This is a genomic window from Photorhabdus thracensis, assembly GCF_001010285.1.
Classification (GTDB): domain Bacteria; phylum Pseudomonadota; class Gammaproteobacteria; order Enterobacterales; family Enterobacteriaceae; genus Photorhabdus; species Photorhabdus temperata.
The window spans coordinates 941,138-966,859 of sequence record NZ_CP011104.1; the positions used below are offsets into that span (position 1 = coordinate 941,138).

At 42.0% G+C, this 25,722-nt stretch carries 25 protein-coding genes and 4 pseudogenes; 13 read left to right on the forward strand and 16 right to left on the reverse strand.

All coding sequences use genetic code 11. The features are described from left to right. Positions 1-746 precede the first annotated feature (746 nt). From VY86_RS25610 to VY86_RS25635, 11 genes and pseudogenes are all read right to left on the reverse strand, one after another. Positions 747-992, reverse strand: a complete 246-nt coding sequence (locus VY86_RS25610; protein ID WP_052760770.1) for a hypothetical protein — start codon at positions 990-992, stop codon at positions 747-749. A 21-nt stretch (positions 993-1,013) separates the two neighbouring features. Next, positions 1,014-1,130 (reverse strand): annotated as a pseudogene (locus VY86_RS25615) (DUF4123 domain-containing protein); the annotation flags it as partial. 35 nt (positions 1,131-1,165) lie between these two features. After that, positions 1,166-1,627: pseudogene (locus VY86_RS03935) on the reverse strand (lipase family protein); the annotation flags it as partial. Positions 1,628-2,273: 646 nt separating this feature from the next. Further along, a pseudogene (tssI, locus tag VY86_RS03940) lies at positions 2,274-3,123 on the reverse strand (type VI secretion system tip protein TssI/VgrG); the annotation flags it as partial. Then, a pseudogene (locus tag VY86_RS03945) lies at positions 3,120-3,852 on the reverse strand (hypothetical protein). The pseudogenes tssI and VY86_RS03945, both read right to left, overlap by 4 nt. A gap of 105 nt (positions 3,853-3,957) precedes the next feature. Then, positions 3,958-4,707, reverse strand: coding sequence for a hypothetical protein (locus tag VY86_RS03950; protein WP_046974009.1), 750 nt, complete (start codon positions 4,705-4,707; stop codon positions 3,958-3,960). Further along, a complete protein-coding gene (locus VY86_RS03955) occupies positions 4,704-6,620 on the reverse strand; it encodes a lipase family protein (protein ID WP_046974010.1) in 1,917 nt (638 codons plus the stop codon). The genes VY86_RS03950 and VY86_RS03955 overlap by 4 nt, the downstream gene beginning before the upstream one ends. A 51-nt stretch (positions 6,621-6,671) precedes the next feature. Beyond that, positions 6,672-6,854, reverse strand: coding sequence for a hypothetical protein (locus VY86_RS25620; RefSeq protein WP_071880975.1), 183 nt, complete (start codon positions 6,852-6,854; stop codon positions 6,672-6,674). A 55-nt stretch (positions 6,855-6,909) separates the two neighbouring features. Then, positions 6,910-7,362: a type VI secretion system baseplate subunit TssF gene (locus tag VY86_RS25625; RefSeq protein ID WP_071880976.1), complete on the reverse strand. Its 453-nt coding sequence runs from the start codon at positions 7,360-7,362 to the stop codon at positions 6,910-6,912. Beyond that, a complete protein-coding gene (locus tag VY86_RS25630) occupies positions 7,334-7,612 on the reverse strand; it encodes a type VI secretion system baseplate subunit TssF (RefSeq protein ID WP_338012150.1) in 279 nt (92 codons plus the stop codon). The genes VY86_RS25625 and VY86_RS25630 overlap by 29 nt, the downstream gene beginning before the upstream one ends. Continuing rightward, positions 7,578-7,694, reverse strand: coding sequence for a type VI secretion system baseplate subunit TssF (locus VY86_RS25635; protein WP_238591565.1), 117 nt, complete (start codon positions 7,692-7,694; stop codon positions 7,578-7,580). The genes VY86_RS25630 and VY86_RS25635 overlap by 35 nt, the downstream gene beginning before the upstream one ends. 1,370 nt (positions 7,695-9,064) lie before the next feature. On the opposite strand from VY86_RS25635, the gene VY86_RS03965 reads away from it, so the two are divergent. Both VY86_RS03965 and VY86_RS03970 read left to right on the forward strand, forming a co-directional pair. Continuing rightward, complete coding sequence (locus tag VY86_RS03965) at positions 9,065-9,673, forward strand: CDP-alcohol phosphatidyltransferase family protein (RefSeq protein WP_046974012.1); 609 nt, start codon at positions 9,065-9,067, stop codon at positions 9,671-9,673. Between the two features lie 321 nt (positions 9,674-9,994). Continuing rightward, complete coding sequence (locus VY86_RS03970; RefSeq protein ID WP_046973755.1) at positions 9,995-11,125, forward strand: ISAs1-like element ISPlu17 family transposase; 1,131 nt, start codon at positions 9,995-9,997, stop codon at positions 11,123-11,125. Here the strand turns inward: VY86_RS03970 and VY86_RS03975 are convergent. From VY86_RS03975 to VY86_RS03990, 4 genes are all read right to left on the reverse strand, one after another. Next, complete coding sequence (locus VY86_RS03975; protein ID WP_046974013.1) at positions 11,122-11,760, reverse strand: plasmid pRiA4b ORF-3 family protein; 639 nt, start codon at positions 11,758-11,760, stop codon at positions 11,122-11,124. The two genes, VY86_RS03970 and VY86_RS03975, sit on opposite strands and share 4 nt — an antisense overlap. A gap of 26 nt (positions 11,761-11,786) precedes the next feature. Then, positions 11,787-13,034 carry a type II toxin-antitoxin system HipA family toxin gene (locus VY86_RS03980; RefSeq protein WP_046974014.1) on the reverse strand — a complete coding sequence of 416 codons (1,248 nt, stop codon included), beginning with the start codon at positions 13,032-13,034 and terminating at the stop codon, positions 11,787-11,789. Then, complete coding sequence (locus tag VY86_RS03985; RefSeq protein ID WP_023045957.1) at positions 13,027-13,299, reverse strand: helix-turn-helix domain-containing protein; 273 nt, start codon at positions 13,297-13,299, stop codon at positions 13,027-13,029. The genes VY86_RS03980 and VY86_RS03985 overlap by 8 nt, the downstream gene beginning before the upstream one ends. A gap of 473 nt (positions 13,300-13,772) precedes the next feature. Continuing rightward, positions 13,773-13,934 carry a type II toxin-antitoxin system CcdA family antitoxin gene (locus tag VY86_RS03990; RefSeq protein ID WP_228940060.1) on the reverse strand — a complete coding sequence of 54 codons (162 nt, stop codon included), beginning with the start codon at positions 13,932-13,934 and terminating at the stop codon, positions 13,773-13,775. Between the two features lie 504 nt (positions 13,935-14,438). Here VY86_RS03990 and VY86_RS03995 point away from each other — a divergent pair. Beyond that, positions 14,439-16,019, forward strand: coding sequence for a phosphoethanolamine transferase (locus VY86_RS03995; protein ID WP_046974016.1), 1,581 nt, complete (start codon positions 14,439-14,441; stop codon positions 16,017-16,019). Positions 16,020-16,609: 590 nt separating this feature from the next. Here the strand turns inward: VY86_RS03995 and VY86_RS04000 are convergent. After that, positions 16,610-17,182 (reverse strand): tyrosine-type DNA invertase, encoded by a 573-nt coding sequence (locus VY86_RS04000; protein ID WP_046974017.1) that lies wholly within the window; start codon positions 17,180-17,182, stop codon positions 16,610-16,612. A gap of 685 nt (positions 17,183-17,867) precedes the next feature. On the opposite strand from VY86_RS04000, the gene VY86_RS04005 reads away from it, so the two are divergent. From VY86_RS04005 to VY86_RS04045, 10 genes are all read left to right on the forward strand, one after another. Next, positions 17,868-18,407 carry a fimbrial protein gene (locus VY86_RS04005; protein WP_046974018.1) on the forward strand — a complete coding sequence of 180 codons (540 nt, stop codon included), beginning with the start codon at positions 17,868-17,870 and terminating at the stop codon, positions 18,405-18,407. An 82-nt stretch (positions 18,408-18,489) separates the two neighbouring features. Next, entirely contained in the window at positions 18,490-19,041 is a 552-nt protein-coding gene (locus tag VY86_RS04010; protein ID WP_046974019.1) for a fimbrial protein, read from the forward strand. Between the two features lie 19 nt (positions 19,042-19,060). Continuing rightward, on the forward strand, positions 19,061-21,616 hold the full coding sequence (locus tag VY86_RS04015; protein WP_046974020.1) for an outer membrane usher protein: 2,556 nt from the start codon (positions 19,061-19,063) through the stop codon (positions 21,614-21,616). Between the two features lie 105 nt (positions 21,617-21,721). After that, positions 21,722-22,471: a fimbria/pilus periplasmic chaperone gene (locus VY86_RS04020; RefSeq protein ID WP_046974021.1), complete on the forward strand. Its 750-nt coding sequence runs from the start codon at positions 21,722-21,724 to the stop codon at positions 22,469-22,471. Between the two features lie 24 nt (positions 22,472-22,495). Further along, the gene (locus tag VY86_RS26155) at positions 22,496-22,621 is read left to right on the forward strand and encodes a hypothetical protein (protein ID WP_267481640.1); all 126 of its coding nucleotides are present in this window, start codon (positions 22,496-22,498) and stop codon (positions 22,619-22,621) included. Then, the gene (locus tag VY86_RS04025) at positions 22,614-23,180 is read left to right on the forward strand and encodes a fimbrial protein (protein WP_046974022.1); all 567 of its coding nucleotides are present in this window, start codon (positions 22,614-22,616) and stop codon (positions 23,178-23,180) included. Before VY86_RS26155 ends, VY86_RS04025 begins: the two co-directional genes overlap by 8 nt. A gap of 13 nt (positions 23,181-23,193) precedes the next feature. Then, positions 23,194-23,685 (forward strand): fimbrial protein, encoded by a 492-nt coding sequence (locus tag VY86_RS04030; RefSeq protein WP_046974023.1) that lies wholly within the window; start codon positions 23,194-23,196, stop codon positions 23,683-23,685. An 11-nt stretch (positions 23,686-23,696) separates the two neighbouring features. Beyond that, complete coding sequence (locus tag VY86_RS04035) at positions 23,697-24,242, forward strand: fimbrial protein (protein WP_046974024.1); 546 nt, start codon at positions 23,697-23,699, stop codon at positions 24,240-24,242. A 36-nt stretch (positions 24,243-24,278) separates the two neighbouring features. Further along, on the forward strand, positions 24,279-25,094 hold the full coding sequence (locus VY86_RS04040; protein WP_046974025.1) for an MrpH family fimbial adhesin: 816 nt from the start codon (positions 24,279-24,281) through the stop codon (positions 25,092-25,094). 29 nt (positions 25,095-25,123) lie between these two features. After that, on the forward strand, positions 25,124-25,429 hold the full coding sequence (locus VY86_RS04045; protein ID WP_031281449.1) for a helix-turn-helix domain-containing protein: 306 nt from the start codon (positions 25,124-25,126) through the stop codon (positions 25,427-25,429). Positions 25,430-25,722 lie beyond the last annotated feature (293 nt).

Here is a 25,722-nt window from a genome sequence, read left to right on the forward strand (position 1 = left end):
GCTTTAGTAAATTTACTAAATGTTCCCTGTAATTACGGGGATGAACCTAGCAGTGCTCCTAATAGGATAAAGCCAGGAATGAGTTCCCTGTACCATCGGGGATAAACCCGAAGTAACACAGGGACGTAATTAGCGGTAATCGGTGTTTCTTCTGTCTGCGGGAGAATGTTATGTTAAAAGCAGTTAAGTAAAGTATTCCCCGTGTACGGGGATGAACCGAACTGATACTGTTGTATATCTGGTTTGAAAAAATGTTCCCTGTACTTACTGGGATAAACCGAACAGTTAGCGATTAAGTGAGCGGAAACATACGTGTTCCCTGTTTATATGGGGATAAACCGCTAAATACAGAATCATCTTCGTCTGTTATAACTGTGTTCCCCGTAACTTGAGGGGATGGACCGTCATCGGGGAGGAAAATTCCCGCAATAGTACCAGAATTCCTCGTGTCTACGGGGATTAACCTGATTCAGGTTTTGTGGTGGTAGCAGAGTAAAAAGGTTCCCCGTGCTTACGGGGATAAACCGATAATAGAAAAGAGTTAGATAATGAATATGAAGTATTCCCTGTGCTTACGGGGATAGAGTGGTTGTATGTTGTTCATTAAACGTCTGCAAATAATCCACACTGGTCAGGTTGCTAATGTCATCGCCGTTTTCTAAACGCACTTTCAACCAATTAATAATCCGTTCTACTAACCGCTCCTCTGATTCATTCAGTTTTTTAGCTAATTCACCGTGATCTTCCTATAAATCACAACTGATCATAAAGGCTTTCCCTTGCAGGGCGTAATCGGAATGAAGCCAGGCATACGATAAATGACTATCCAGGACGAAAGGCCGTTCATTCCCACCTTGACCGTAATTCTCAGGGCGGTAATAAATCTGTGGCTCAGGTGCGTCGATCATTAATTCACTCACCGGCGTTAGAAATCCCGACCAATCGCTGACAATCATTGCCGGTAATAACTGACTGAGAATACGCGTATCCATACTGCGCAAGAGTACCTGCTTCTCCTGTAATATCACCTGCTGACGTGAACGCCAGTGATTAAGCTGTGTTGCCCATAAATCCTCACTGCGGTAAGCCCAGCTCCAACTGTTATCGCTCAGGGTTTTACTATATGCCAGTAGGTATCATGCTGAATGTGGGCGGTCAGATCTCTCTGCTGATTTAACGGATGGACCTGATAGCCTTTTGGCTCCGGGTTCGGGAAATGATAGGGAGGTGGAATATCTTTGGGATCCCATTCCTTAATCACCGGCAACCCATCACTAATCTGCCCGATAGTCACATAGCAATATTGATGACCTTCCGCTTCTGCTTTTGGCTTCACCACCGAAGCCTCTTCACCGCGGATTTCCCGCAACGGGCGCTGTTCCATCTCGTCAGCCAGCGATTGAGCAGCGATATACAGTGTTACCGGATGGGGTAACAGCGTCTCTTCTCTAAGCACACCGAAACCATCGGTTACCCCCTGGCGCACATAACCTGGGGTTCCGTGACTGATAAGACGATAAGACTGGTTGACCAGCAGCTTATCCTGTTCATCCACCAACTGAAATTCTACCCAGTTTTTTAAAAACCGCTTACAATCGAAACACAAACGCGGATCTGATATACCCATTGGTTTTATTTCCTTCTGTTAACATGAATACAGCCCAGACATATCGCGATGAAAATCCCATAAGACTTTGCCATTTAAAACTGACGAATACTCATATCAAGTAAATAAAGTGAATATCTCATTACCGATCGTGAAATATATCCCACACAAGCAGCTGGATAGGTGGAAAGCAAAAGAAACAAACACCAATCAGTTAATCCCTGTTGATAACGACAAAGGTATCTGATGATATTCTTTCATATCGGCAACATAATAAAGTTTAGACAAAAATTATTAAATCATCATCAGAGTGCAAGAACTTTTTTGAAAATTTACAAAAATAAATTGATAACAATGCGCTATAAATATAAAAAGGATTCAGGTTTATATTTAGCGAAGAACAGATATCTTTAAATCGACCAACTGATCAGAAAAACAATCTATATAAACAAAAAAGTCTCTAATTCACCCATCTTTCACCAAATTATCATCATGACAATATCAAACTCAACATATTGATCATTAATCGATAATATACTCACCCTACCGTCTGTTATGATTTATACCCTTCATCTTTCAAGTTGCTGCTTTGTTGGCTGCGTTCACTTACCCCAGTCACAGAGTTATCTATGCTCCTGGGGAGGCGTTCACTTGCCGCCTAGCTGCAACTTTTCAGGTGCGTTTCCTGACCGCTTTCAGCGACTAACGCTTCCCCGGTCTGTAAATGCTGACTGCCGGTGATACGGTGCGATACATCCCCCTCGGTACTGTATTTACCGGAGCCGGCGATTTTCCGGTGGTCATCAGCGCGGATTTCACTGTAACGGTTATTATCGATCCGCTGTTTATGGTCGTGTTTAATATGCCAGTAGGTATCATGCTGAATATGGGCGGTCAGATCTTTCTGTCCGTGCAGGTAAATCTCTTCCTGGTCTTTGGCATCCTCAAACCGCAATTCGTTAAAACCGTCACCTTTGTGGGTCCGGGTTTTAAACGTGGTGCGGGTTTTCTCGGCGGGTAAATTCAGCGGTGGCCCGGTTTAAACCGTTGTAGGTGCAACCGGTGACAATCGGCCGATCAATATCGCCGTTCAGATAGGAGACGATCACTTCCTGACCGATACGAGGAACCGCCATAAAACCGTAACCGCTGCCATTCCAACCCTGTGCGAACCGTACCCAACAAGACGCGTTTTCATCGGCTTTATTATAACGATCCCAGTGAAAATGGACGCGAATACAACCGTCTTTGTTGACATAAATCTCTTCCCCTGCCGGGCCCACCACGGTTGCCACTTCATCACCATCTGCCAGTGGCTTGTAGCGATACAGCGCTCGCCAGTCCTTATAACCGGAAATAAAACTGAATTCGTTATGCAGATAACTTCCTGATCCGCCACGGGTTTCTTCCAGTGCCTGCGGACATTTGCCGTAATGATGAATGGTCACGATTTGCCAGCGGGTGTTCATGGCATCAATCGGATGCTCGTTGAGGTCAAAGATTTTACCGGGCATCAGCTATTATTCCAATCAATGCTTCCATCCGGGTATTCAACCCTCGCAGGTGCTTTACCCGACGGGATAATCACTTTCGGCATCTTAGTCTCATCCAGTTTAGGCTTATAGATAATTTTCCATTCCGCTCCTGGAGTTAACATCAATCTAAATGGACGCATTGGTTTCTCACCTCGCAAGTAGAGTCTTTTGGGAAATTTGTTAACCATTTCCAAAATAGGGTAAATAACCGGGTGGTAATCTATAACATTCAATGTTGCAGTTTCGTCAAGATATATCTGGGCCGCATCGTTAATAAATGCCGTTAAACCGGTCCCTTCAGCGCCTTCATCCTGAACCGCATCTTTTACCAAGCGGGTGACATCGGTATAACCGACTGTTACAAAGGCTTGATTGATTTTCCATTTGCACCAGCCCCCACCATTAAAGGGTAACTTTGCCTGAAAATAACCGGTTTGTGGATCAGCTTTTACATCCAGACTTAAAACATGGTAAGTCGGTACCTTTATAAGGTGACATATCAGAATGAAACTGATATCTAAGACAATCTTTTGATATATACTGCGCGGACACATACGGTTTGGTATATTTCGGCGCTACGCCTTCCACGGTAATTAACGGCCCCTTTCCGACAGATGAAAAAGGAAAAAGCCAGTTAAAAAAGGTATCGCCCAACGCCCAGTAAATAAAATAGAGAAATAATAAGAGCAACGTTATTTTCAATATTTTCATACTAACGGATTCCTTTAGAATACAGTGTTCTCGTGTTGGCATTTAAGCAAACTGGTGATATGACTTTAGAAACATGGCTTTATTTTCCAGACTCCTCTGATAGCGTTACTTCATATACATATACCGAAAATCGACTATTCGAGTATCGTTATCAATCTTTCCACCAGGATATTCAACCCACTCACTTCCATTAGTCACAGTCACCTTCGCCATTTTGGTTTCATCCAGTCTGGGCTTAAAGGTAATTTTCCACTCGGCTCCTGGAGTTAATTTCAGCCGAAAGGAATGCGTATTTGATACTTCACCCTGTAAGGATACTCTTTTAGGCAATCTTTCAACCATCTCTAAAACAGGGTAAATGATGGGGCTAAAATCAATAGTATTTAATGCCGCGGTTTCACTAATATTCGTCTGGGCAGCATCGTTAATAAATGCAGTGAAACCCGTTCCTCCATAGGGCACCGCATCTTTCACCAGATGGTGGACATCGGCATACCCCACTGCCACAGAAGCTTGATTGATTTTCCATTTACACCAGCCCCCGCCACTAAAAGGTAATTTCGCCTGAAAATAACCGGTTTGTGGGTCTGCCTTCACATCCAGGCGCAATCCGTTATAAGTTGGCACCTTATAAGGCGACATACCTGCATCAAACTGATATCTAAGACAATCTTTTGAGATATACTGCGCATATACATAGGGTTTGGTATATTTCGGCGCGACGCCCTCCACGGTAATTGACGGCCCCTTTCCGGCAGATGAAAAGGGAAAAAGCCAGTTAAAAAAGGTATCGCCTAACGCCCAGTAAATAAAATAGAGAAATAATAAGAGCAACGTTATTTTCAATATTTTCATACTGATAGTTCCTTCTTATCGCAGTAATGTTGTAAGGCCAGTGTGCCTTGTTCTTCCTGTTGGCTGACGGTCAGTGATTTTATTAACTGTTTGTCCATATCCAGAAAATAGAGATTACGATAGTAAATGTTGTCAGGGATAAGCATCTTATCATTATCCATTGTCGCCTTAAATTGACGCTGACTGTCCTGATAGACCGTAATCTTATCCGGTTCGCATAACTCTCTGAGGCGCTTATCTATATAACCCGCATATTTATACGAGCTATGATTAGAAAAGCCAAATCCCCCTTTTAAATCAGCACCTCTGTTTTCAACAAACAGTTTGTCTTTTTCTTGTTGACTGAGCTGATTAAACAACGCATTTTGCTGCTCACCGGCCAGAGAAAAATCCTTTTCTGTTTCCGGGTTTAAGTCAGGAATTAAATAGAGCTTGGTGGTGTTATTCAATACTTCTTCAGTCACACCCGTTATAAAGGGGATATTCCTGGCGGAAATCAGCCATTCCGGGCAACTGTTGGCTTGAAAAAAATGAACAACTTTACCATGATGCCAATAGATTTCTTGACTGGCAGTCGCTTGTTTAATGGCTTTAACAATCGGTGACGGAGACACCAGTTTCATGATTTCCCACTCGTACCCCGCCGGCACCCAGTAATGGAAAAAACCATTATCCATATCCTGCTCAAATGGCACAGCAGGAATGACGTCATCTTCATTAACATGACGATAGTGGATAATGGCAGACAATTCTTCTACTGCACTATGGGTTAATGTTCTCGGCATCCCATAGCTGTAAAGACAAGGATTATATTCTTTCAGTTGTGCACTGTGCAGTAATGCCAATGCTCCTCCCAAGCTGTGGCCGCAAATAAATAACCGTTTGTTTTTCACCAACTCTAAGATATCACTGAATATTTCTTTGGTTGTCTCACTGGGGACTGTTAACCGTTCAACCAAGTTGAATGCCTCCCAGAATCCTTTATGCACTTTGCCACTGTGAATAAACCCGCTGCACAGAGCTTTCTCATCGTCACAGCTCAAACTTAACGGCTGAAAGGTGATATCGGTCAGGTAATTATCCAGACTAATTGTACCCCGCCAGCTGACAAGAACATCACTGTTGCTGGCTACATAAAACAGTCGGGTATCACCCTGTTTATCTGCCGTTTTTGAATCAATAAACTCTACCCGGGAATAACGTTTACTGAACGGCACATCATAAACCACAGGCGTGGCCGATGCTTTTTCCACCTGATAAGGCCGCTTCGAAACATCCACCATCTGCCGATTAAAAAAGTGAGTCACCGAGCCTTCAGTATCAACATCCCCGCCGGCATAAGCCAACACACTCATCAAACACTGGTTATACGCATTAACAATGGAATACTCTTTTTGATGATGTAGCTGCAAGACCCAAGCCCGAAACGGGCATATTTCCAGAACATGCCGACAGTTTAATTGGCGGGAATAAAACCCTTTAGGCTCCGGGTCTGGGAAATGATAGGGAGGCGGAATTTTTTTAGGGTCATTCCAATCCTCAATCACCGGCAACCCATCACTAATCTGCCCGATAGTCACATAATGATATTGGTGGCCTTCGGCTTCTGCTTTGGGCTTCACCACCGACGCCGCTTCACCGCGTATTTCCCGCAATGGCCGCTGTTCCATCTCATCGGCCAAGGGTTGGGCACCGATATACAGTGTTATCGGATGGGGTGGCATATCCTCTTCCCGGAATAATCCATTGCCATCGGTAACACCTTGACGTCCCATCAGAGGATTCTCCCAAACTTTCAAACGGTAAGGCATATTGATCAGGGGTTTCCCCTGTTCATCCATCAACTGAAATTCCACCCAGTTTTTCAGAATTTTTCTACAGTCAATATGATCAAATGGGCCTAATTTGCTCATCGATATGATTTCCTTCTTTATAACATTATATATAGGGACGCAGTCCGAACATCATCTCTTGAAAGTCCCACAAGACTTCTCCCGTCTGACCATAATCACCTTCATCATCAAAAAAGCGCCCATGCTGATGAAAACTGTCAGCAGGCATGTCACCACCAGGCTGAACTGATACATCTCCCCCTGATTGGCAAAACAATCCGGGTTCAGGGTCAGGATAAGCTGGTGACCCCGCACAGGAACCCCTTTGTCGAGGCGATCTATCGGAATGTTATCCAGTCGGACGATACCGTTAATATGCTCCTGAATGCGTCGGCTTTAATGAGATTTCATAACGGCTGATGCCGTTGTTTATCGGGATGGCCGCACTGGTCATCTGCTCCAGTTGTCTGACCGGCACGCAATCCAACAAAAAGGTTTGGGCAATATCAGTCAGTTCCAGACTGCCTTTAAACCGCAAAATCAGCTCGAATGTCCGGTCATCATTCAACCTCACCAACGGACGTTCATTCTTGATATTAATCGTCACAAAATCACGCACATGAGGCATATAGTAATATTCCATCATCAGTTGCAGAATGGAAAACGGCAGGGTTTTCTTGGTCGGAAGAATGTCAACCCGCCGCTCTGTCCCCCACAAGGCCGGTACCGGGTAGCCGCCATCAAGCGTGATAGCTTTATCCTGCGTCCGTAACTGGATATCACAGAGATGAACATCAAGCCACAAAGCTAATTTCGCCGGCAAAAACCGACGTCCCCGCCGGCAGCGTTGTCGCCCCCAGGTGATTCCCTTCTTGCGGTGAAAATTGAACGAGACTCGTCGGCAGTAACGGACGCAACGCTTGTGGCCAAATATGCGTCAACATATTTAGCGTCACCTCAGGAAAATCATCCTCAATTTTGTAGCGAAGACGGGAAGCTAACAGGGCATAGACCTGTATTGCTCGTTCAGCATCCGGATCACCCGCCCCTTCGGATAAAAAAACCAGCCAGATGAGGGTGTTCCTTTACGGCTTCCTGCGCCAATTGTCGCATATAGTTGAGCTCTTGCAGGAGCAGTGATTCTCTTTTATTCATTACATCTGCCCTATGAGATTTTTACCTGAAAAAGTGACTGTGACGCGATCAACGTGGCGCCACAAGAGGTTTTCATGCCCTCCAGCGCGAGCCCCTGTTGATGGGTCCCACTCGCAGTCGAAGCGCCCTCAGCAATGGTTTGATCCCCCACCGGGAATTGAAATAATTGATCCCACCACCCTAAAAATAAGGTAGCAAAAATCCGATTACCACAGACATAAAGTACAGCTCTATGCAGTGAGTAATAACAAATTGAACGACAGGAAGACAGTAATGTATCCCCATCAATTAATCCCTTTGAATAAAGGGAACAGAAGTTGAAATTCCTTTCATACTGCTTGTATGATGGAACTTAAAGTAATAGTTATTAAACTTTCATCAGAAAGCAAGGATTTTTTATAAATTTACAAAAATATAAATTTGTAAGAAATGGTTACAAACGGTAAGAAAGCATTACTGACGCAGTATAAATTCGATTATCTTCAATCTAATAAACGATAAAACGGATAGTGACATACCATTTTTTCAGAAAAATAATCCACGATAGATAAAACAGCCGCTAATTCATTTACATTCCTCCCTATTATCATTGCGACAGAATAATACATTGATTTTTAATCAAAAAAATATATTTACCTCAATCTGTGATGATAACTCATAACGTCATCTATTTAACTGTTTCACTCATAGCGCATCTTCATTAAATACCGGGGATAAGGATATTACGCTTTACTGATGACAATAAAAACAGTCGTGAAAGTTGTCCACTATCTTGACACGCAATAGCCGGCGAACGCCAACAGTCGTGGAAATTATCCTGGTAATGGGGATCCCGGAATTATCTCATTCATTCCCGTGGAGAGAAATACAGATAACCTGAGATTAGTTGCCGTACAGAACGCAATTGACGACGAAAGCAACGCCGGCTTTTAAGAAAAAGAAAAAAAAGATGCCAATAAATTCTCATCCCCGTGGACACGAGGAACAGTATTTGAAGTCAATCGAATTATGACTTCATTTATGGTTCATCTCCGTTGATTCGGGGAACTCGTCATCCATGGTTCATATGGACTCCTTTATCGTAAATATGATGAAATGTAAAAATGATAATAATAACCTATTCAGAAAAAAGCAATTCACGCTATATAAAAACATCTTGTTGATTCAATTGAGCCTCTTTTATTGTATTTTGATGAATCTGATTTATCTTTAATGATGATAGTAAAAACAGTGAAAGTTATTGGTTACTTATATACCCTTCATCTTTCAAGTTGCTGCTTTGTTTGGTTACGTTCACTTGCCACCGCGCCGCAACTTGAAATCTATTGGGTATACACTATTACTCAAGTAATTTTAACGATAGGTGAATTATGACGTTATATGATATAAAACCGAAGTTTCAAAACTTACTCAGACCTTGGGTGATACGCCTTTATCAACGTGGTATTACTGCCAATCAGGTGACGCTGTGTGCAATGATAGCTTCGGTGATTGTAGGTGGAATTTTGGCATTCTTTCCTTATCCGCATCTTTTCCTTCTCTTGCCTCTTTTTCTGTTTCTTCGCATGGCACTTAATGCTATTGATGGCATGTTGGCAAGAGAATTTAATCAGCAATCCCGACTGGGCGCTGTATTAAATGAAATGGGCGATATCGTGTCTGATTTTGCGTTATATTTACCATTTGCTCTTTTGGCTAATACATCCCTTTGGTTAGTTATTTTTACCGTGATATTTGCCATATCTACTGAGTTTTGTGGTGTTGTTGCGCAGACTCTGACAGGTGTGCGCAGTTATAAAGGGCCATTAGGGAAAAGCGATCGGGCTTTCTTGCTGGGTGTTTATGGGATGTGTATCGCACTTTGGCCGCAATCATTGGTTTATTCCAATTATATTTTCATTGCAGCAATATTATTGCTGTTCTGGACATGCATTAATCGTTGCCGGGATGCAATTGCGCGGCCTAAACAAGAGGAATGACGATATATTTCTTCAGGTCGCTATGGAAAGCGTGATGTTGTGTAAAGTGCCGGTGCAGTTTGACTGGGGGCAATCTGAAAACACCACTGAAACTGCACTCAATACTGAATTATGTATCACCCATTCCTTGAGAAAAATAAGCTCAAATTAAGCACCAATGTCTGTAGTAGTGATTCATCTGAAACTTTTCTCTGTAATGATAGATTTACCCTATGATTAGGCTTCGTGGCAGGGCAAGATCGTGAATATTTTGTTAAAAAAATCAGATTTGACCGACGGTAATAGTTATGATCTCATACTCTCTTTTTGAGAGCAAAAACCATGTGCTTTGATATTTTTACTGAACATTTCTCAGACATTCAAGATCCCCGTCAAAGCGCTAAAGTCGCCTACCCTTTATTCGATATTTTATTTGCCTCATTGTGCGCTGTTCTGGGCGGCGCAGATGGTTGGAGTGAGATCCAAGAGTATATTGAAGGCCACCATGAATGGTTTCTTGAACATAATATGTTCAAGGCGGGGATCCCTGTTGATGATACGATTGCCCGGCTTCTCTCACGGATTAATCCGGAACAATTTAATCTGTGTTTTATCAACTGGATGCGTTCGGTTCATCAGGTTACTCAGGGAGAATTAGTGGCGATTGATGGTAAAGTCTTACGGGGTGCCTATGCCCCGGGAGAACGCGGTTCGGCTCTCCACCTTGTGAGTGCTTATGCGACAGCCAATAAAATGGTCATCGGCCAGGTTAAAACCCAGAAAAAATCTAATGAAATTACCGCAATCCCGGAACTCATTAAGTTGTTGGAACTGAAAGGCGCGCTGATTTCCATTGATGCGATGGGATGCCAAACGCAGATCGCTCAGGAGATTATTGATGCCGGCGCGGATTATTTATTAAGTGTGAAAGACAACCAAAAACGTCTCCATCGTGCCATTCAAAAAGCCCTGGAAGCCCAGCGCGTTTTGCCCTTAACAACCGAAAAAGCGTTGATAGAACAGGGTCATGGTCGTCTGGAAATCAGAGAAAGCCATGTGCTGAATGCCGATACATTCAAAACCGATTTTCCGGAATGGACGGGATTAAAAACACTGGGTGTCACAATCGGATACAGGCAAGAAAACGGCAAATTGCCCAGTCTGGAGTACCGTTACTACATCAGTTCAGCCAGACTGACAGAAGAACAATTTTCTCAGGCAGTACGCAGCCATTGGCAAATAGAGAATAATCTTCACTGGGTGCTTGATGTGACGTTTAAGGAAGATGATTGTCAAATTTACCGTGAAAATGCGGCGGAAAACATCGCGATATTACGACGTATTTCGTTAAACATGCTGAAAAAAGAAACGAGTCAATTAAGCATTAAAGCGAAGCGTAGACGAATATGGATGAAAACCCAATTTTTGGAGCGAGTATTACAGGCGGGTTTTGCTAATGTGAGTGATATTTAATCATTCATGCGGTTGCCCTGGGCTTCGTGGTTCCATAAGGGATGGTTACGGTCTCGTGACCAGCGATAATAGAGCGCTAAAAAGGCATTAATATTGTCCGGATAGAATTGCTCTGGGTCGAAATGTTCATTTTCAGACAAACCAAGCGATTCATTTATCCATTGCAGCGTTTCTTCATATTCTTCATGGTCAGGATCATTAAGTATTTCTATTAAGTTTTCATAACCATAAATACCTCCGGTATCTTCAGGGGGGCATGCGCGGGCGCCATCCAGACAGTAAAAAGGCAGCGGAAGATCACTTTCAGGATAATGATTGTTTTCTAAAATAATTTCGTGTTCCCAACTATCGCCAAAATCATAGATATAGCTAAAAGATCTCCCTTTTTGTTTAATCAGGTCAATCAGGCGATATGCACATTCTTCCTTTCCATTCGATGGGTCTTCTGGCATTTCTGTTAGTCGCAGTTTGCCAATATGAAATTCATGCAGATGGCTATCTTGCCATCCCATCACAATTTGTATGACATCATGCAGCCTATCAAGTGAGATAGAGGCAGGAACAACAAATTGCCGCCAAATAGCAGGTTGTGAGTCTGTGAGAGTAATTTTTAATTGATAGAATTTTTCGTTCATTACTGATTCTCCTAATAGTTATGGGATTATTCTTTCAACGTGTTCCATCTGTTGTCAATATTTCGTTGAATTTCTCTGGCTAAAATTGCTGGAATACCAACATGTTCCGCTTCTATATGAAAATCTTTAGCTATGTCATAAATTTCAGCAGCTATATTCATCATCGCTTTTGCGCCTGATAACCCGGCCTGACCTGCCATTAATTCCATTGTCTGTTTTGTTATTTTCGAGCCATAGCCATTGAAAGCTGTCATATGTTCATTATAACGTGATGGACTATACATAATGTCGTAGAAAGGAGAGATACGCCAGTTATCATTGTCATCGGCCAGGAAAGCGAAGTTCTTTGCATGATCATCTTGGTTTATCATCAGATAGTTAAATATGGCTCTGTAGAGAAGTTTCTTGGCTTCATCAGTATTACATAACATTCGGGTCGCTTTGATCAATTCGATATAATCCAGCGAAGGTTCCCTGAAAGGAGCATCCAGTAACCCACAAGCAGAAATCATATGAAAACGCCCTTGTTCACCTACACAGTCAAAACGGGATTGCTGTAACCAATATTGCCCATTCCCGGCATCAAATAACTCAAAATCGGAAACTTCAATATTTACGCGTTCTGCTATTTTCATATAGGTATATTCAATAAGGCTTTCATGATGCCCTAGCGCAAATTTCTCTGAGGTCAATTTGATAATCAGTTTTTCGCCAATAGCATCTTGTTTTGTGGTAAAAGTCCCATTTGCCAGTTTGGTTACATTAAGTTTTGGTCTTGCACCACCCGAACTCCCTGCGTTCATTAGGTGTGCTATTAGGTGAGATTCCGTTCCTTCAAATTCTTTAATGGCTTCTTTACCTAATGTAATGAGTTCTATATCTTGATATTTGTCTCTGTTTTCAATTTGTATTTCAGGCTCATAGGATAAAGCGCCAAGGCCACGATTTCCGATAAACGCCAGTCTTTCCAATGCTGTGATATTTTGGGGAACATAACCATTTTGGCGGAAAACTCGATCCATCAAATATAATCCCCATCCATCGGGCAAGCTATCACCAAAAACGCCATGTAATCCGTAGTGAGGTTGATGTGGTGCTTTTTGCAATGAATCATCGAACTCGAGATTAAATGGAGCAATAGAGCATTTATGTGCTGATAAATAATTATCATCGTATTGAAAGTAAACTCCGCTGCTGTTTTCAGCTAATTTACCGACGTTCTCAACGTTTCCATTACTGAATCTGCGCTTTACCAGTAAAGAGATATTAAGCATGTTTTAATACCTCTTCGATACTTTGGGGATGGTGTTTTATTTTGGTTATCTGATGAATATCATTGAGATTGCACAGTGCATCATAAAGCATTAAGAATTGTCTTAAAGAAATATTACCTGTTGCTTCAAATTTTCGAATCGTACTGTTGGGTACACCGGAATGTTGTGCTAGTGCCTCAACGGATAACTTACGGTTTTTGCGAACTTTCTTCAGATATGTCTTAAACGCAATCTGAGTGTCGTATGGGGTATTTAGTGATAGCATTTCAGCACCTATTGAATCGGAAATATTGCTACTATAATAGCAAAAATAGGGTATTTTTGCCACTTTTTGCTATTATAGTGGCAATTTTGTGATGGTGAACGCTAGGGCTTTTAGATCTTATGGGTTAAGTACATTATCTATCTTTTATTTTGACACTTTTTTTCGGTTAATTACAATCTTTTGATTTACAATGACTAACGTCAATGTAATGCTGTCACACTTATTAATAACGAATGAGAAATGCGATTTTATATTCCTGCTATTAGCATATCTATAGCTGAAAATATATCATCTCGTATTTGCGGTGCTTCCAGACAATATCATCTTTTTTCAAATTCTTAACATCGGTAGATGAAATCATATTTGAAAGAATGACATATTCTTTACCGTTTATCGTTAATATTGGTATTAATTTGTGAATTAGCCTTACTCTTGGCAGCTAACGGCATGTTTATAAATTGAAAATTGAGCCATCAGGAAACCCTGAATCTTTCATCGTCTGAAAATAATCCAGCTTCGTTTATAAAGCCATTCAGTGCTTCAATCCCGGTTTTGTTCTCTTCAATCCATTTTTGGCGTTTACGTTCACTTACAGCGTTTGCTAAGGCTTGTTTTAGTGTTGCTGATAGATTCATATGCAATGCCTTAGCTTCTTCAATTAAATCAATGCTACGGTAGACGTTTGCCCCTTTTTTCTACTACTTGCAGTTGTTCTCATAACACACTCCAGAGCATAATTATAGCTCACAGATAATGAGTACGATCAGCGTATCCCAGAATTTTTATTCTTAACAGGAAAACGCGCCTTATTTACAGATTTTTAATCAAATATTGCAGATCAATAACTGACAATCTAATATCCTAACTAAGTGAAATGCTTAACCAAGTGACAGAGAGATGATAAGGTGTTTTTTAGGCATTCGCTTTACTATTTCGTGTAAAAATCTGAGTAACGTCGTTTAGAGTTGCATAAAGAATAGATGATATGTGGAATATAATCGTGTCGAACAGAACGTTTAGCGCAACTGATTGCATTCAAGCTGGGGTTGAGCAACCACAGATGTTTTAGTTTTGTATTGATAAGAGAAGATTATAAATTTTGGGGTGTCTTCTCTATAAATTAAGGAAACGAGTTAGTTATGTTGTTAAGTAAAAAATTTCGAGAAACGTTCACTTTGGTGTGCTTATTTATCTTTCTCACCTTAGCCCATTTAAGCCTTGGGTATCAGTTAAAGTTTATATATGTATTCAGTGCTTTTTCGATTCTAATATTGTTGTCTAATTTTAGCTTCTCTATATATTGTATCTTTATACTTGCTATTGGATTAACTGGTGTGGTTTATTCTCCAGTAGGGTTGACTTATGGTTATCCTGATATTAATTCAGTAGGATCTTTAATTTATACCAACAAAAATGAAGCTATTGAATTTATCAGTGGGCTTCCTTTGCTTACCTATTTAGTTGCGTTGGCAATAATTATTTTAATGTTTTTGTCTCTCAAGCTAAAAGTAACTTTGAAGAGAAATAATGTAATATTTCTATCTCTGTTTTTTGTATTGTCAGCTTTTTGGTCACCGGTGAGAGGATATATAAAATCTAATTTCGATCCTGACTTTAATATATTAGCCTCTGGCTTACCTGAAGTTAGATTTTTTAGCGATCTGGGGGAAAGCTACAATGAAGTTAATTCAGAAAGGGTGAAATTTGCTGAAATAATAAAACAGAAGGATTCATGGCAGCCGGTGGTAGAAGAGGATAAATATGAAACATATATAATGGTAATTGGTGAAAGTGTTAGAAAAGATTTTATGAATGCGTATGGTTTTCCTTATAATAATACGCCGTGGCTGGACAAAGCCAATGGCAAGATATTTACAAATTATATCTCATCATCAGCATCTACCCAGCTGTCTTTGACGAACTCACTTGCTCTAAAAGACAATAATATTATCAATTTAAACAACAGTGTCATAACGTTGGCGAAAAAAGCGGGATTTTATACTTATTGGATATCTAACCAGGGTATGAAGAGTGCTTTTGATTCTCCGATCGCTTTAATTGGGAAGCAGGCAGATAGTTTTAATTTTCTGAAAAGCGGCAGTTCTGATGACAGGCTTTATTTACCTGATGATAAATTGATGCCTTATATTAAAAAGGCGTTAATGTCAGAAAAGAAGAAAAAGCTTATTGTTATTCATCTGATGGGTTCTCATCCACAGGCGTGTGTCAGAACTAATGGAGAATATGATCTGTTTTTACAATCGAAAGAAATTTCCTGTTATATAAAAAGTATCGCTAATACAGACAAGCTTCTTTCTGAAATTGTTTCTGAGGCGAATGATAATCATTTAAAATGGACTATGATGTATTTTTCAGATCACGGTCTTTCTCATGTTAATGAAGGAACCGAGCAGGAAAGTCTGACACATAATGACAAGAATAAACAGAGTTTTCAGGTACCTTTTTTTCTTACCGGAAGCGATTATTCTCATCGTGAAAAAATAACGGCGCAAAGAAGTGGATTACATTTTCTAACTTTATTTTCTCAATGGCTTGGAACAAAGGAAAAAAATATCCCAGATGATTGTAATATGATATCTAATAGCCAATGCAGTGGGCAAGATAAGATTATTACATTTAAAAATGAAGTTAAAGATTATGATGAATTGAATGAAGACCTCGTCGATACACAATTCGTCTCGGCGAAAAATAGTCATTAATCTATCTGTTAATTATTTTAAACAATAATTGGTGTGATAGTTATTTTATTGATTATTTTAGTGTTGCGTAAAATTAAATGAGGTGAGCGGGTTTTTTCCTTGAAGAAAATTCAGGGAGAAAAAACCCTCTTACCATCATCCACATTTTGTTAGTACCATGACCTGAACCAATTTTTCTTGCGTTATCAGTGCTTGGCAATTCCTATGCTTTATCTCTTTGGGAGCGTTTGTAGGGAACTGTTATTATTGCAGTTGATGAGCTATCTACTTTTCAAATGACTGAGGTAGATTATAGATCTAGATATAAATAACATTTCATAATTTTGCTACACATGGCCTTCTTCAACCCATTGTTATATATAGAATTATGAGTAGTATAAGATGTAGCGCTATTTTGGAATCTTATTTATATGCTAAATTCAAATTTTTATTTAATAACGCAATGTGTTTATTTCCGAAAAATTTAATTTAAAATTAATCACAAGAAATAATAAGCCACATCGTATGATATTAATAATTATTTTAGCGAATGAAAAACCCTCATCAGTACATACATGGATGAGGATTTTTTATAAAAAGAGATATTGAGATTAGTCGAGACCTTTTGAAGGTGTTTCCCATATTCTGGAAAACCGTTTTACATTGCTTGCTGTATAAATAACGGTATGGGATATATTCCGGTGGCCGAGATAATCCTGAATAAGGCGTGTATCTCTTCCGAGATCAGCGAGAGCATAACCGCAGGCATGTCTTAACATATGTGGGTGAGGTGAAATATTAACTAATGCTTGCCTGCCATAACGCTTTAATAAACCATAAACTTGCTGGCGTGAAATAGCGCCTGATTTTTGTGATAAAAAGACCCACGATGTATCTGATTCCCTCCACTGTCGCCTGACATTAAACCATTGATTTAAAGCATTAATTTCTTCTGGCACCAGTGGGTGCGTTGTTGATAATCCTCCTTTTAGTCGTCTTACATGAATAATTCCTGAGTTAAGATCAAGGTCTGATAGCATTAGATTACATAGCTCACTGACTCGAAACCCATGAATGAAGCACATGAGTATCATGCAGTAATCTCTCTCAGCATGACGACCTTGACGTGCTTTTTCTAAAATCGCATTAATTTCATGTCTGGTTAAGAATTTACGCTTCTTCATGAAAATAGTTCCTGTGAAATCAGAGCAGATAGTTATCGGCAGAAAATAATATTAATCTACCGGAATATATCAATTAATAGAGCTTTTATAAAATTATTAGCTGGCAATTCTATTTATTTAGGACAAAATCTATAAATACCATTTTCAGATAGTCACAAATAGTCATTTTTTAATAGAAAATATCAGCTTGTAAACTTTGTAATTATATATTTGGAAATTATTAGACAACAAAAAGAAACTAAACAGAATGCACCAAACTGTTTTATTTGGTTAAAAATACTAATAAGGCATAATAATTCGGAGTAAAAATTTTAAATTTAGTATTATTTTAAATTAATAATCTAAGTAATTAATTAATATTTGATTGAATTCAGATGAATTGACTGAGATTTTACAATCTAATTAATATTAGTTACGAGAAATAGTAAAGTATATCCAAGAAAATCTATATATTATAAATAGTTAAATATTGGCAATCTGGAATTACAATAAATTTGACTTAAGAGGTGGTTTTGTAGGAATATATTTACAGTTTGGTGCATTTTGTTTGGTTTTAAAAAATATTAATCCGAAATTTTGAAACCCTATTTTGTGCCGGATATCGGGTGCATGGATCGGGAATCCTGCGCTGCTATTTTTTTATGGTTATGGGTATTTTATCCTTAAATTCAAGGAATTAATTCACATGAAATTGAATAAATTGGTTATGGCTCTGGGATTGGGCATGGTTTTGGTCGCGAGTTCTGTAAATGCGGCTAATCCTAGCCAAGGTCACGGAACGGTAACTTTTACGGGTTCTATCATTGATGCACCTTGTTCCATCACCCCTGAAACAGTTGATCAGGTTGTACCACTGGGTTCTATCTCTAACGTTTCTTTGAAAAACGGCGGTCGTTCTTCTTCTAAGTCATTCAAAATTTCTTTAGAGAACTGCACAACTGAAACGATAAATACAGTAACAACCACGTTTATCGGCGCCAAATCCAGTATCACTGGCGGTGAAGGTCTGCTGGGCATTGAAGGATCGGCTAAAGGCGCAGGCATTGCGATCACCGATGGGGGCGGCAATAAGATTAAACTGGGTACCCCTTCTCCTGCCGTAGCACTGCATGATGGTAGTAATGATCTGAACTTCGCTGCTTATCTTCAGGGTGATACCGGGCCTGATGCAGTTGTTCCGGGAGATTTCACCGGCATTGCCAATTTCCAACTGACTTATCAATAACTCTTTCATGCATGGAAACGCCTACAGGAAGGCAGGTGTTTCCTAATCAAAGATTTTGAATGAGTTTGGCCGGAGAGAAGTCATGAGCCGATATTCTGCCGTTGTTGTGGTGCCCTGCCTGCTAACGTTTTCCTGCATTGCTGTCGGCGCTGAAGCGACTGCTACACGAGGAACACAAGGGCATGGTCGCGTTAGCATGCAAGGCGCCATTATTGATACAGCCTGTGCGATTGACGCAGGTAGCCGTGACCAGACGATTGAGTTAGCTACGATTCCGGTAAGCCGGATAGTACATGATGGGCAGGGGCCTGTGCGCCCCTTTTCCATCCGCTTGATTAATTGCGTACTGACCTCTGCCACATTGGATAAGCCTGACTGGCGTCACTTTCAGATGACGTTTGACGGCGTGCCGGATGGGAACAATTTTCGATTGGATGGTGTAACACAAGGTGTCGCGTTGCAAATTACTGACATATACGGCAATCAGGCATATCCGGGAACGCCATTGCCTGTGGGGGATTTACAGGAAGGGAATATGACTCTTAGTTACGCGATGCGATTGGTGGGTAATCACCAGTTATTGCAGGCGGGGCAGTATCGAACCACTGTCCGGTTCAGGCTGGATTATCACTAATCATCGATCAGAGAATGTTATGGCTTTGTTTTTTGGTTTGACCGCTGAATATGACAGGGTGGTCCCGGTTCGGTGTGTCCTGAAACCTTTTACTGTTTTGGTACTGCTTGCCTTGGTTGGTACTCATGTTGCGTATGCGGAAGAAGAAATTGAATTTAATACCGACGTATTGGATGTTCAGGATCGTTCGCGGATTGATTTAAAAGAGTTTTCCCGTGCTGGTTATATTATGCCGGGGGATTACCAGATGATGATACGCCTGAATAAAAGCGAGCTGTCTGAGATGCCGGTGACTTTTATGGCACCACCGGATGATCCGAAGGGCAGTGTGGCCTGTCTGCCGCCTGATATGGTGAAGCAGTTGGGACTGCGGGCGGAATGGGAATCAAAGATTAGCTGGTGGAACAATAATCAGTGTCTGGAAACTAAAACGCTGCCAGGAATGATGGTGCGCGGCGATTTGGGCAGCGATACGTTATATCTGAGTGTGCCGCAAGCTTATCTTGAATACAGCTCATCAGATTGGGACCCGCCATCACGTTGGGATGAAGGGATTTTGGGAATGATGTTTGATTATAACGTCAACGCTCAGGTATCTAAGCCGGCGAAGGGAAATGAGAATCATAATATCAGCGCCAACGGCACAACCGGAATAAACTTTGGGGCATGGCGTTTGCGGGCAGATTGGCAGTCACAATATAACCACACCACTGGCCGGGAAGGGAGTACAGAAAGAAACTGGGATTGGAGCCGTTACTACATGTACCGGGCGATACCGCATTGGCAGGCCAAACTGACACTGGGTGAGGATTATCTCAATTCAGGTATTTTTGACAGCTTTCGTTTTACCGGGGCGAGTCTGGTGACGGATGACAATATGTTACCACCAAACCTGCGTGGTTATGCGCCGGAGGTGACTGGCGTGGCGAAAACCAATGCCAGAGTGACCATTCGTCAGCAGGGCCGGGTGTTATATGAGACCCAGGTTGCGCCCGGCCCATTCCGTATTCAGGACATCAATGATGCGGTCAGCGGCAAACTGGATGTACGGGTAGAAGAACAGGATGGTGGTATACAGGAGTTTCAGGTCGATACAGCGAGCATTCCTTACCTGACCCGTCCGGGCCGAGTGCAGTACAAACTGGCGGCGGGTAAGCCGACCAATTGGAAGCACCGCAGTGAGGGGAATGGTTTTGGGCTGGGGGAATTTTCCTGGGGGATAAACAACGGTTGGTCACTGTATGGAGGGCTATTGGGGGCCGGAGATTACAACGCGCTGTCGTTGGGAATAGGGCGTGATCTGATGGCTTTCGGCGCGTTGTCGTTTGATGTGACAGAATCCCGTGCCCGCTTACCGGATGAGGGTAAAACTTTGACCGGCGGCTCCTATCGTCTCAGTTATTCCAAGCGTTTTGAGGAATATGACAGTCAGGTGACGTTTGCAGGTTATCGCTTCTCGGAACGTGACTTCATGAGCATGAGCCAGTATTTGGATCGCCGTTATCACGACGGGGATGCGGAGAGCAGTAAAGAACTTTATACCATTATGTTGAATAAACAGTTCACGAATTTAGGGATCAGTACTTATCTGAACTACAGCCACCAGACTTACTGGAACCAGTCGAACAATGATCGCTACAACATATCGGTATCACGCTATTTCGGTATTGGAACCATTAAGAACATTAACCTGAACCTGTCCGCTTATCGTAATAAATATGAAGGTAAGAATGACGATGGTATGTACCTGACGTTATCCCTGCCGTGGGGGAATTCAGGAACGATCAGTTATAACGCAATGGTCAACCGCAAAGGTAATTCCAATACGGTAGGTTATTACGACCGGATTAATGAAAACAGCAGCTATCGTTTGGCGGCGGGCACCAGTATTGACGGCAAAGCAGCGGCCAACGGCTATTTAACACATTACGGTGATCTTGCCCAACTGACGACAAGTGCGAGTTATCAGGATGGGCGTTATACCTCGGCGGCGCTTGCTGTCCAGGGTGGGATGACTGTCACATCAGAAGGTGCGGCACTGCATCGCATCAATACGCCGGGTACGACGCGTCTGATGGTAGATACCGATGGTGTAGGGGGTGTCCCGGTGAAAGGCTTCGGTGCGATTACCCATACCAATATGTTCGGTAAGGCGGTGATCTCTGATGTAAACAACTATTACCGCAACAGTGCGAGTATTGATTTGAATAAATTGCCGGACAATGTGGAGGCAATACGGTCGGTACAACAAGCGACGCTAACGGAAGGGGCGATTGGTTACCGTAAATTTCAGGTGATATCCGGTGAGAAAGCGATGAGCATGATCCGTTTATCGGATGGGAGTACACCTCCGTTTGGGGCCACCGTATTGAATAAGGATAAACGGGAGATCGGTATCGTCAATGATGGTGGGAATACCTACCTGAGCGGGATAAATCCGGGGGAGAAACTGGATGTACGCTGGGATGGGGAGTTGCAGTGTGTGATTGAACTGCCGCATGAATTACCAATAGTTGAAGAGATGGCCTCGTTATTACTGCTCTGCCAGTTGGCCAGCGGTAATAAACAGCCATAGTTTCAACTGACAGGCAGCGTGAAAACCTTGTTGCTGTCACCGGAACTTATCGTGGTGACCCGTAATGACGCTGAAATGACATATTCTGAGAATGAGTAATTGAGCATGAAATTGAAGAAAACAATGAACGCAGTAACGATCGCCGCCCTGAGTTTGTCAGTGGTCAGTGAGTCAATGGCGGCCATTGCACTGGATCGTACCCGGATAGTGTTTAACGGTGAGGATAAATCCACCAGTATGGATATCAGCAACCAGAACAAAGAGTTGCCGTATCTGGCTCAAGGCTGGATAGAAGATGAGCAGGGTAACAAAATCAATGGTCCGTTAGTGGTGACACCGCCGGTGCAACGAGTGGAGCCGGGGGAGAAAAGCCAGGTGAAAATACAGTCACTGCCAGCAATAGCACAGTTGCCACAGGATCGGGAAAGCCTGTTCTATTTTAATTTGCGTGAAATTCCGCCGCGCAGCAAGAAACCGAACACATTGCAAATTGCGCTGCAAACTCGGATAAAGCTGTTCTATCGGCCGAAGGCGATTTTTGCCAGTCGCACTGATCTGGATAACCCGTGGCAGGAGAAGATGACGCTGACACGTCAGGGGGATCAATATCAGGTGAACAACCCGACTCCGTATTACATCACCGTGGTGGATGCGTCGAATCAGCTTAAAGGGAAGAGCGTGGCGGATTTTAAGCCGTTGATGGTGGCGCCAAAAAGCAGTGCGGTGCTGAGTGGGAGTGCGGGGGCTTTGGGAAGTGCGCCGGTACTGACCTATATCAATGATTTTGGTGGCCGGCCGCAACTGACGTTTAGCTGTGCAGGAAACCAGTGTCAGGTGGCTGAACGTTCGTCGTGACGGGCGAAGCCGCGAGGAGCGACGATGAATATAAAACGGGCAGGTCGAGCACTGGCACTGGCGATCTTACTGACGCCGGTGCGAACGTCGGGAACATTGGGGATCGGGCATTACTGGGCCGTGGTGGATTTTAGGGTGAATTATGACTAAGCCTCTGCGAATAAAAAAGCCGTACTGCGGGCGAAAAAAATTGATTGTATTACTGCTGGGTTGTTTGCTGAGTCCCGGTGCTCAGGCTGATTTACCGACAAAAAGGGTAAACGTCGCAGCAACGCCGTTTAATAGTCTTTCGGGTAAAACGCCGGTCAATATATATGGTGTCGTTATCGCTCCTCCACCTTGTGTAATTAATAATGGCAATACTATTGATGTGGATTTTGGTGAAGTGATGATTACCCGTATCAATGGGGTTAATTACATGAAGCCGGTTAAGTACACAGTGAAATGTGAAAAAATGCCGGCCAATGCGATGAAGATGATGATATCGGGTAACACCGCCAGTTTTGACCGAGCAGTGTTACAAACCAATCATACCGGGCTTGGTATTGCGGTTATTCATAACGGACAGAAATTACCCGTCAATGACTGGATGAAATTTACCTACCCGGATTTTCCTGAGTTACATGCGGTGCCAGTAAAAAATATGACTGCGGTATTGAAAGGCGGTGGTTTTGGCGCAGCTGCCACGATGATGGTTGAATACCAATGAACAGGAGACACTGATGAAGAATTTGATTTATCGTGCTTTCTGGACGGTTTGCCTGGGATTGATCAGCGTGATACCGGGGCAAGCGGCAGATAATATGTGGTTTCATGGCACACTGCTTGAACCGCCTCCTTGCGTCATTAATGACGGTAATATGATTGACATCTATTTTGGTCATAACGTTGGAATACATAAGGTGGATGGGGTGAATTATACCCAGCCAGTAAATTATCAATTGGTGTGTGCGCCTAATGTTTCAGGCTGGAGTTTAGGATTGACGGTGATTGGCCCACAGACTTCATTTGATGCTGCTGCCTTGAAAACGAATATCACCAATTTAGGTATTCGTCTGACTTTGGATGGTAAAGCATTCATCCTTAACAAGCGTATTCCGGTGACATCACAGAAACTGCCGGTGATACAGGCTGTGCCAGTGAAAAATCCGGGAAGCACGTTACCGGAAGGGATATTTGAAGTGACGGCGACATTACTGGCGGAATACCAGTGAAAGGAAAGCCAATGAATTATTTCAAGTTATTCGTGTTGCGCGTTGGTTTTATGATTGTTGCTACTGCGGTTTATTGCAATCAGGTGGTACAGGCTGCGGATAATATGCGTTTTTACGGCGCATTGGTTGAAGAACCCTGCACAATTAAACCGGGTGATGAAGATATCCGGCTTGATTTGGGCACGATTGCTGAAAAATATTTGTATCTGCATGGCCGGACCAATAGTGAACCTTTTCAGCTCCGGCTGTCTGGCTGTGATATGAGTGTGGGGAAATCTATCAAACTGACATTCAGTGGGGTAGAAAACAGACAATTGCCGGGTTTATTAGCATTAAGCGCGGGTAGTCAGGCTTCCGGAATTGCCATTGGTATCGAAACGGCTGAAGGCAAACGGTTACCGTTGAATAAAGACGGAGATGCCTATCCGCTAAAAGAGAGCGAAAACGTGATTATCCTGAAAGCGTATGTGCAGGCTGAACCAACGGCGCTGGCTAACCAGACGATTAAACGGGGCGCGTTTCATGCTATTGCGACATTTAATCTCAACTATGACTAATCGAATAGTTTTGGTTTTATTTTATTAGGTAAGTAAATGAAAAAATTATTCTCTGCTTGTCTGGTATTTTTATCGCTGTTCTCATCAGGTGCTGCGGCATCAATATTTTCATATATCACTAAATCCGAGGGTGTTCCTACAAATGCCTATTATACTTTTGTAATTGAACGTTGGGACCAGGAAAACGATTTTACGCCAAATCCTTGTTATGGTTATTCTGCATGTTGGATATCGGTTAACCATCGCCATTTTGCTGATGGTTATTCAGGGCAGCCCTATAGGATATTTAATACTCGCGTGGAAAGATTTAAGACAATGAAACAAGTACAGGCGGAGATATTGAAATATACCAGTTTTCCGATCACCGGAGTTGCAAAACATTTTGGTCCTGCTATTCGGTCTCATCAGGAATGTGTCGGGCTATTTTACGAAACCGATCAAAATGGCTTTCATGGAAGATTGTTGCCTGGATCTTTATGTGGCGTTGCACCACCGCCGATAGGCTTTTGTCAGGTCAGTGAAGGCTCAGTTGAGCTTGATTACGGTAGTATTGATGAGGCAGAACTAGAAAATGCAACCAAAACGGGAAATATCAATGTGACCTGCAATGTAGATATAAAGATTATCGTGATAGCGACGGGCCTTAATGGGGAATTTGTACCTTTGAGAAATGATGGTAGCTTGAAAGCTAAACTGCTATTAAATGATAGAAAAGGTGAAGACGGCGTTTCTGTGTTTGTACCGGCTGGAGGAAATGTACCCATTACAGTGAAATCAATTTTACAAAAAAATGGCAGAGTAGAGGCAGGACCTTTCTCAGGATCAGGGACAATAATTTTGGCGATGCCATAAAAAGGTGTTTTTTTAATTTAAAGGCTGGGATGAAAATGAAACAAGATCATCTATTAGTAGGGAAGCGTATTCAAAAAAGAAGGAAAGAGTTGGGCATGACCGCCGTAAAATTGGCGGAAAAAATAGGTATTAGTCAGCAACAACTTTCACGTTATGAAAGAGGGATAAACCGCATTAATTTATCCCATCTAGTGCAGATTGCTTCAATATTGGAGACACCGATAAACTGGTTTTTCCTTGATTGTTGTTATCCTGCAACCAATAACAGCATCAATAAATTAACAGACCAATATATTCCTATTGCGGAGGCCACATTGGGTAAATTTGGATGTTAACTGATCTCGACTCCAATCGGGGGATCTATAAACCAGTTGATGACTGAGTTTCGTGACCGACGGAACGGTCACTTTAATGGTTTCACTGTCAGCGATATTATTACGACAAATGAATAGTTCATTCTTGTCTATTAATCTTACCTTTATTGCTTATCACTCAGTCCCTTGAGCATGACTTCTACAGAGTGATAGCGATGTTTTACTTTTATTTCCAGTTCTTTGGCTTCTTGTAAGGCTCCCAGTGTCTTAGGGTGTAATTGTTGTTGGTGTTATTGGATCTTTTGTTTTGTAAC

What these genes read in the sequence shown, in the direction of transcription:
- VY86_RS03995 (WP_046974016.1), top strand. Translation starts at nt 14,439, where the DNA reads ATGTTGTTAAGTAAAAAATTTCGAGAAACGTTCACTTTGGTGTGCTTA.
- VY86_RS04010 (WP_046974019.1), top strand. Translation starts at nt 18,490, where the DNA reads ATGAGCCGATATTCTGCCGTTGTTGTGGTGCCCTGCCTGCTAACGTTT.
- VY86_RS03950 (WP_046974009.1), bottom strand. Translation starts at nt 4,707, where the DNA reads ATGAAAATATTGAAAATAACGTTGCTCTTATTATTTCTCTATTTTATT.
- VY86_RS03970 (WP_046973755.1), top strand. Translation starts at nt 9,995, where the DNA reads ATGTGCTTTGATATTTTTACTGAACATTTCTCAGACATTCAAGATCCC.
- VY86_RS03985 (WP_023045957.1), bottom strand. Translation starts at nt 13,299, where the DNA reads ATGCTATCACTAAATACCCCATACGACACTCAGATTGCGTTTAAGACA.
- VY86_RS03965 (WP_046974012.1), top strand. Translation starts at nt 9,065, where the DNA reads ATGACGTTATATGATATAAAACCGAAGTTTCAAAACTTACTCAGACCT.
- VY86_RS04000 (WP_046974017.1), bottom strand. Translation starts at nt 17,182, where the DNA reads ATGAAGAAGCGTAAATTCTTAACCAGACATGAAATTAATGCGATTTTA.
- VY86_RS03955 (WP_046974010.1), bottom strand. Translation starts at nt 6,620, where the DNA reads ATGAGCAAATTAGGCCCATTTGATCATATTGACTGTAGAAAAATTCTG.
- VY86_RS04030 (WP_046974023.1), top strand. Translation starts at nt 23,194, where the DNA reads ATGAAGAATTTGATTTATCGTGCTTTCTGGACGGTTTGCCTGGGATTG.
- VY86_RS04045 (WP_031281449.1), top strand. Translation starts at nt 25,124, where the DNA reads ATGAAAATGAAACAAGATCATCTATTAGTAGGGAAGCGTATTCAAAAA.
- VY86_RS04015 (WP_046974020.1), top strand. Translation starts at nt 19,061, where the DNA reads ATGGCTTTGTTTTTTGGTTTGACCGCTGAATATGACAGGGTGGTCCCG.
- VY86_RS04025 (WP_046974022.1), top strand. Translation starts at nt 22,614, where the DNA reads ATGACTAAGCCTCTGCGAATAAAAAAGCCGTACTGCGGGCGAAAAAAA.
- VY86_RS04035 (WP_046974024.1), top strand. Translation starts at nt 23,697, where the DNA reads ATGAATTATTTCAAGTTATTCGTGTTGCGCGTTGGTTTTATGATTGTT.
- VY86_RS25635 (WP_238591565.1), bottom strand. Translation starts at nt 7,694, where the DNA reads ATGAATAAAAGAGAATCACTGCTCCTGCAAGAGCTCAACTATATGCGA.
- VY86_RS03975 (WP_046974013.1), bottom strand. Translation starts at nt 11,760, where the DNA reads ATGAACGAAAAATTCTATCAATTAAAAATTACTCTCACAGACTCACAA.
- VY86_RS03980 (WP_046974014.1), bottom strand. Translation starts at nt 13,034, where the DNA reads ATGCTTAATATCTCTTTACTGGTAAAGCGCAGATTCAGTAATGGAAAC.
- VY86_RS25610 (WP_052760770.1), bottom strand. Translation starts at nt 992, where the DNA reads ATGGATACGCGTATTCTCAGTCAGTTATTACCGGCAATGATTGTCAGC.
- VY86_RS04005 (WP_046974018.1), top strand. Translation starts at nt 17,868, where the DNA reads ATGAAATTGAATAAATTGGTTATGGCTCTGGGATTGGGCATGGTTTTG.
- VY86_RS26155 (WP_267481640.1), top strand. Translation starts at nt 22,496, where the DNA reads ATGAATATAAAACGGGCAGGTCGAGCACTGGCACTGGCGATCTTACTG.
- VY86_RS04020 (WP_046974021.1), top strand. Translation starts at nt 21,722, where the DNA reads ATGAAATTGAAGAAAACAATGAACGCAGTAACGATCGCCGCCCTGAGT.
- VY86_RS04040 (WP_046974025.1), top strand. Translation starts at nt 24,279, where the DNA reads ATGAAAAAATTATTCTCTGCTTGTCTGGTATTTTTATCGCTGTTCTCA.
- VY86_RS03990 (WP_228940060.1), bottom strand. Translation starts at nt 13,934, where the DNA reads ATGAATCTATCAGCAACACTAAAACAAGCCTTAGCAAACGCTGTAAGT.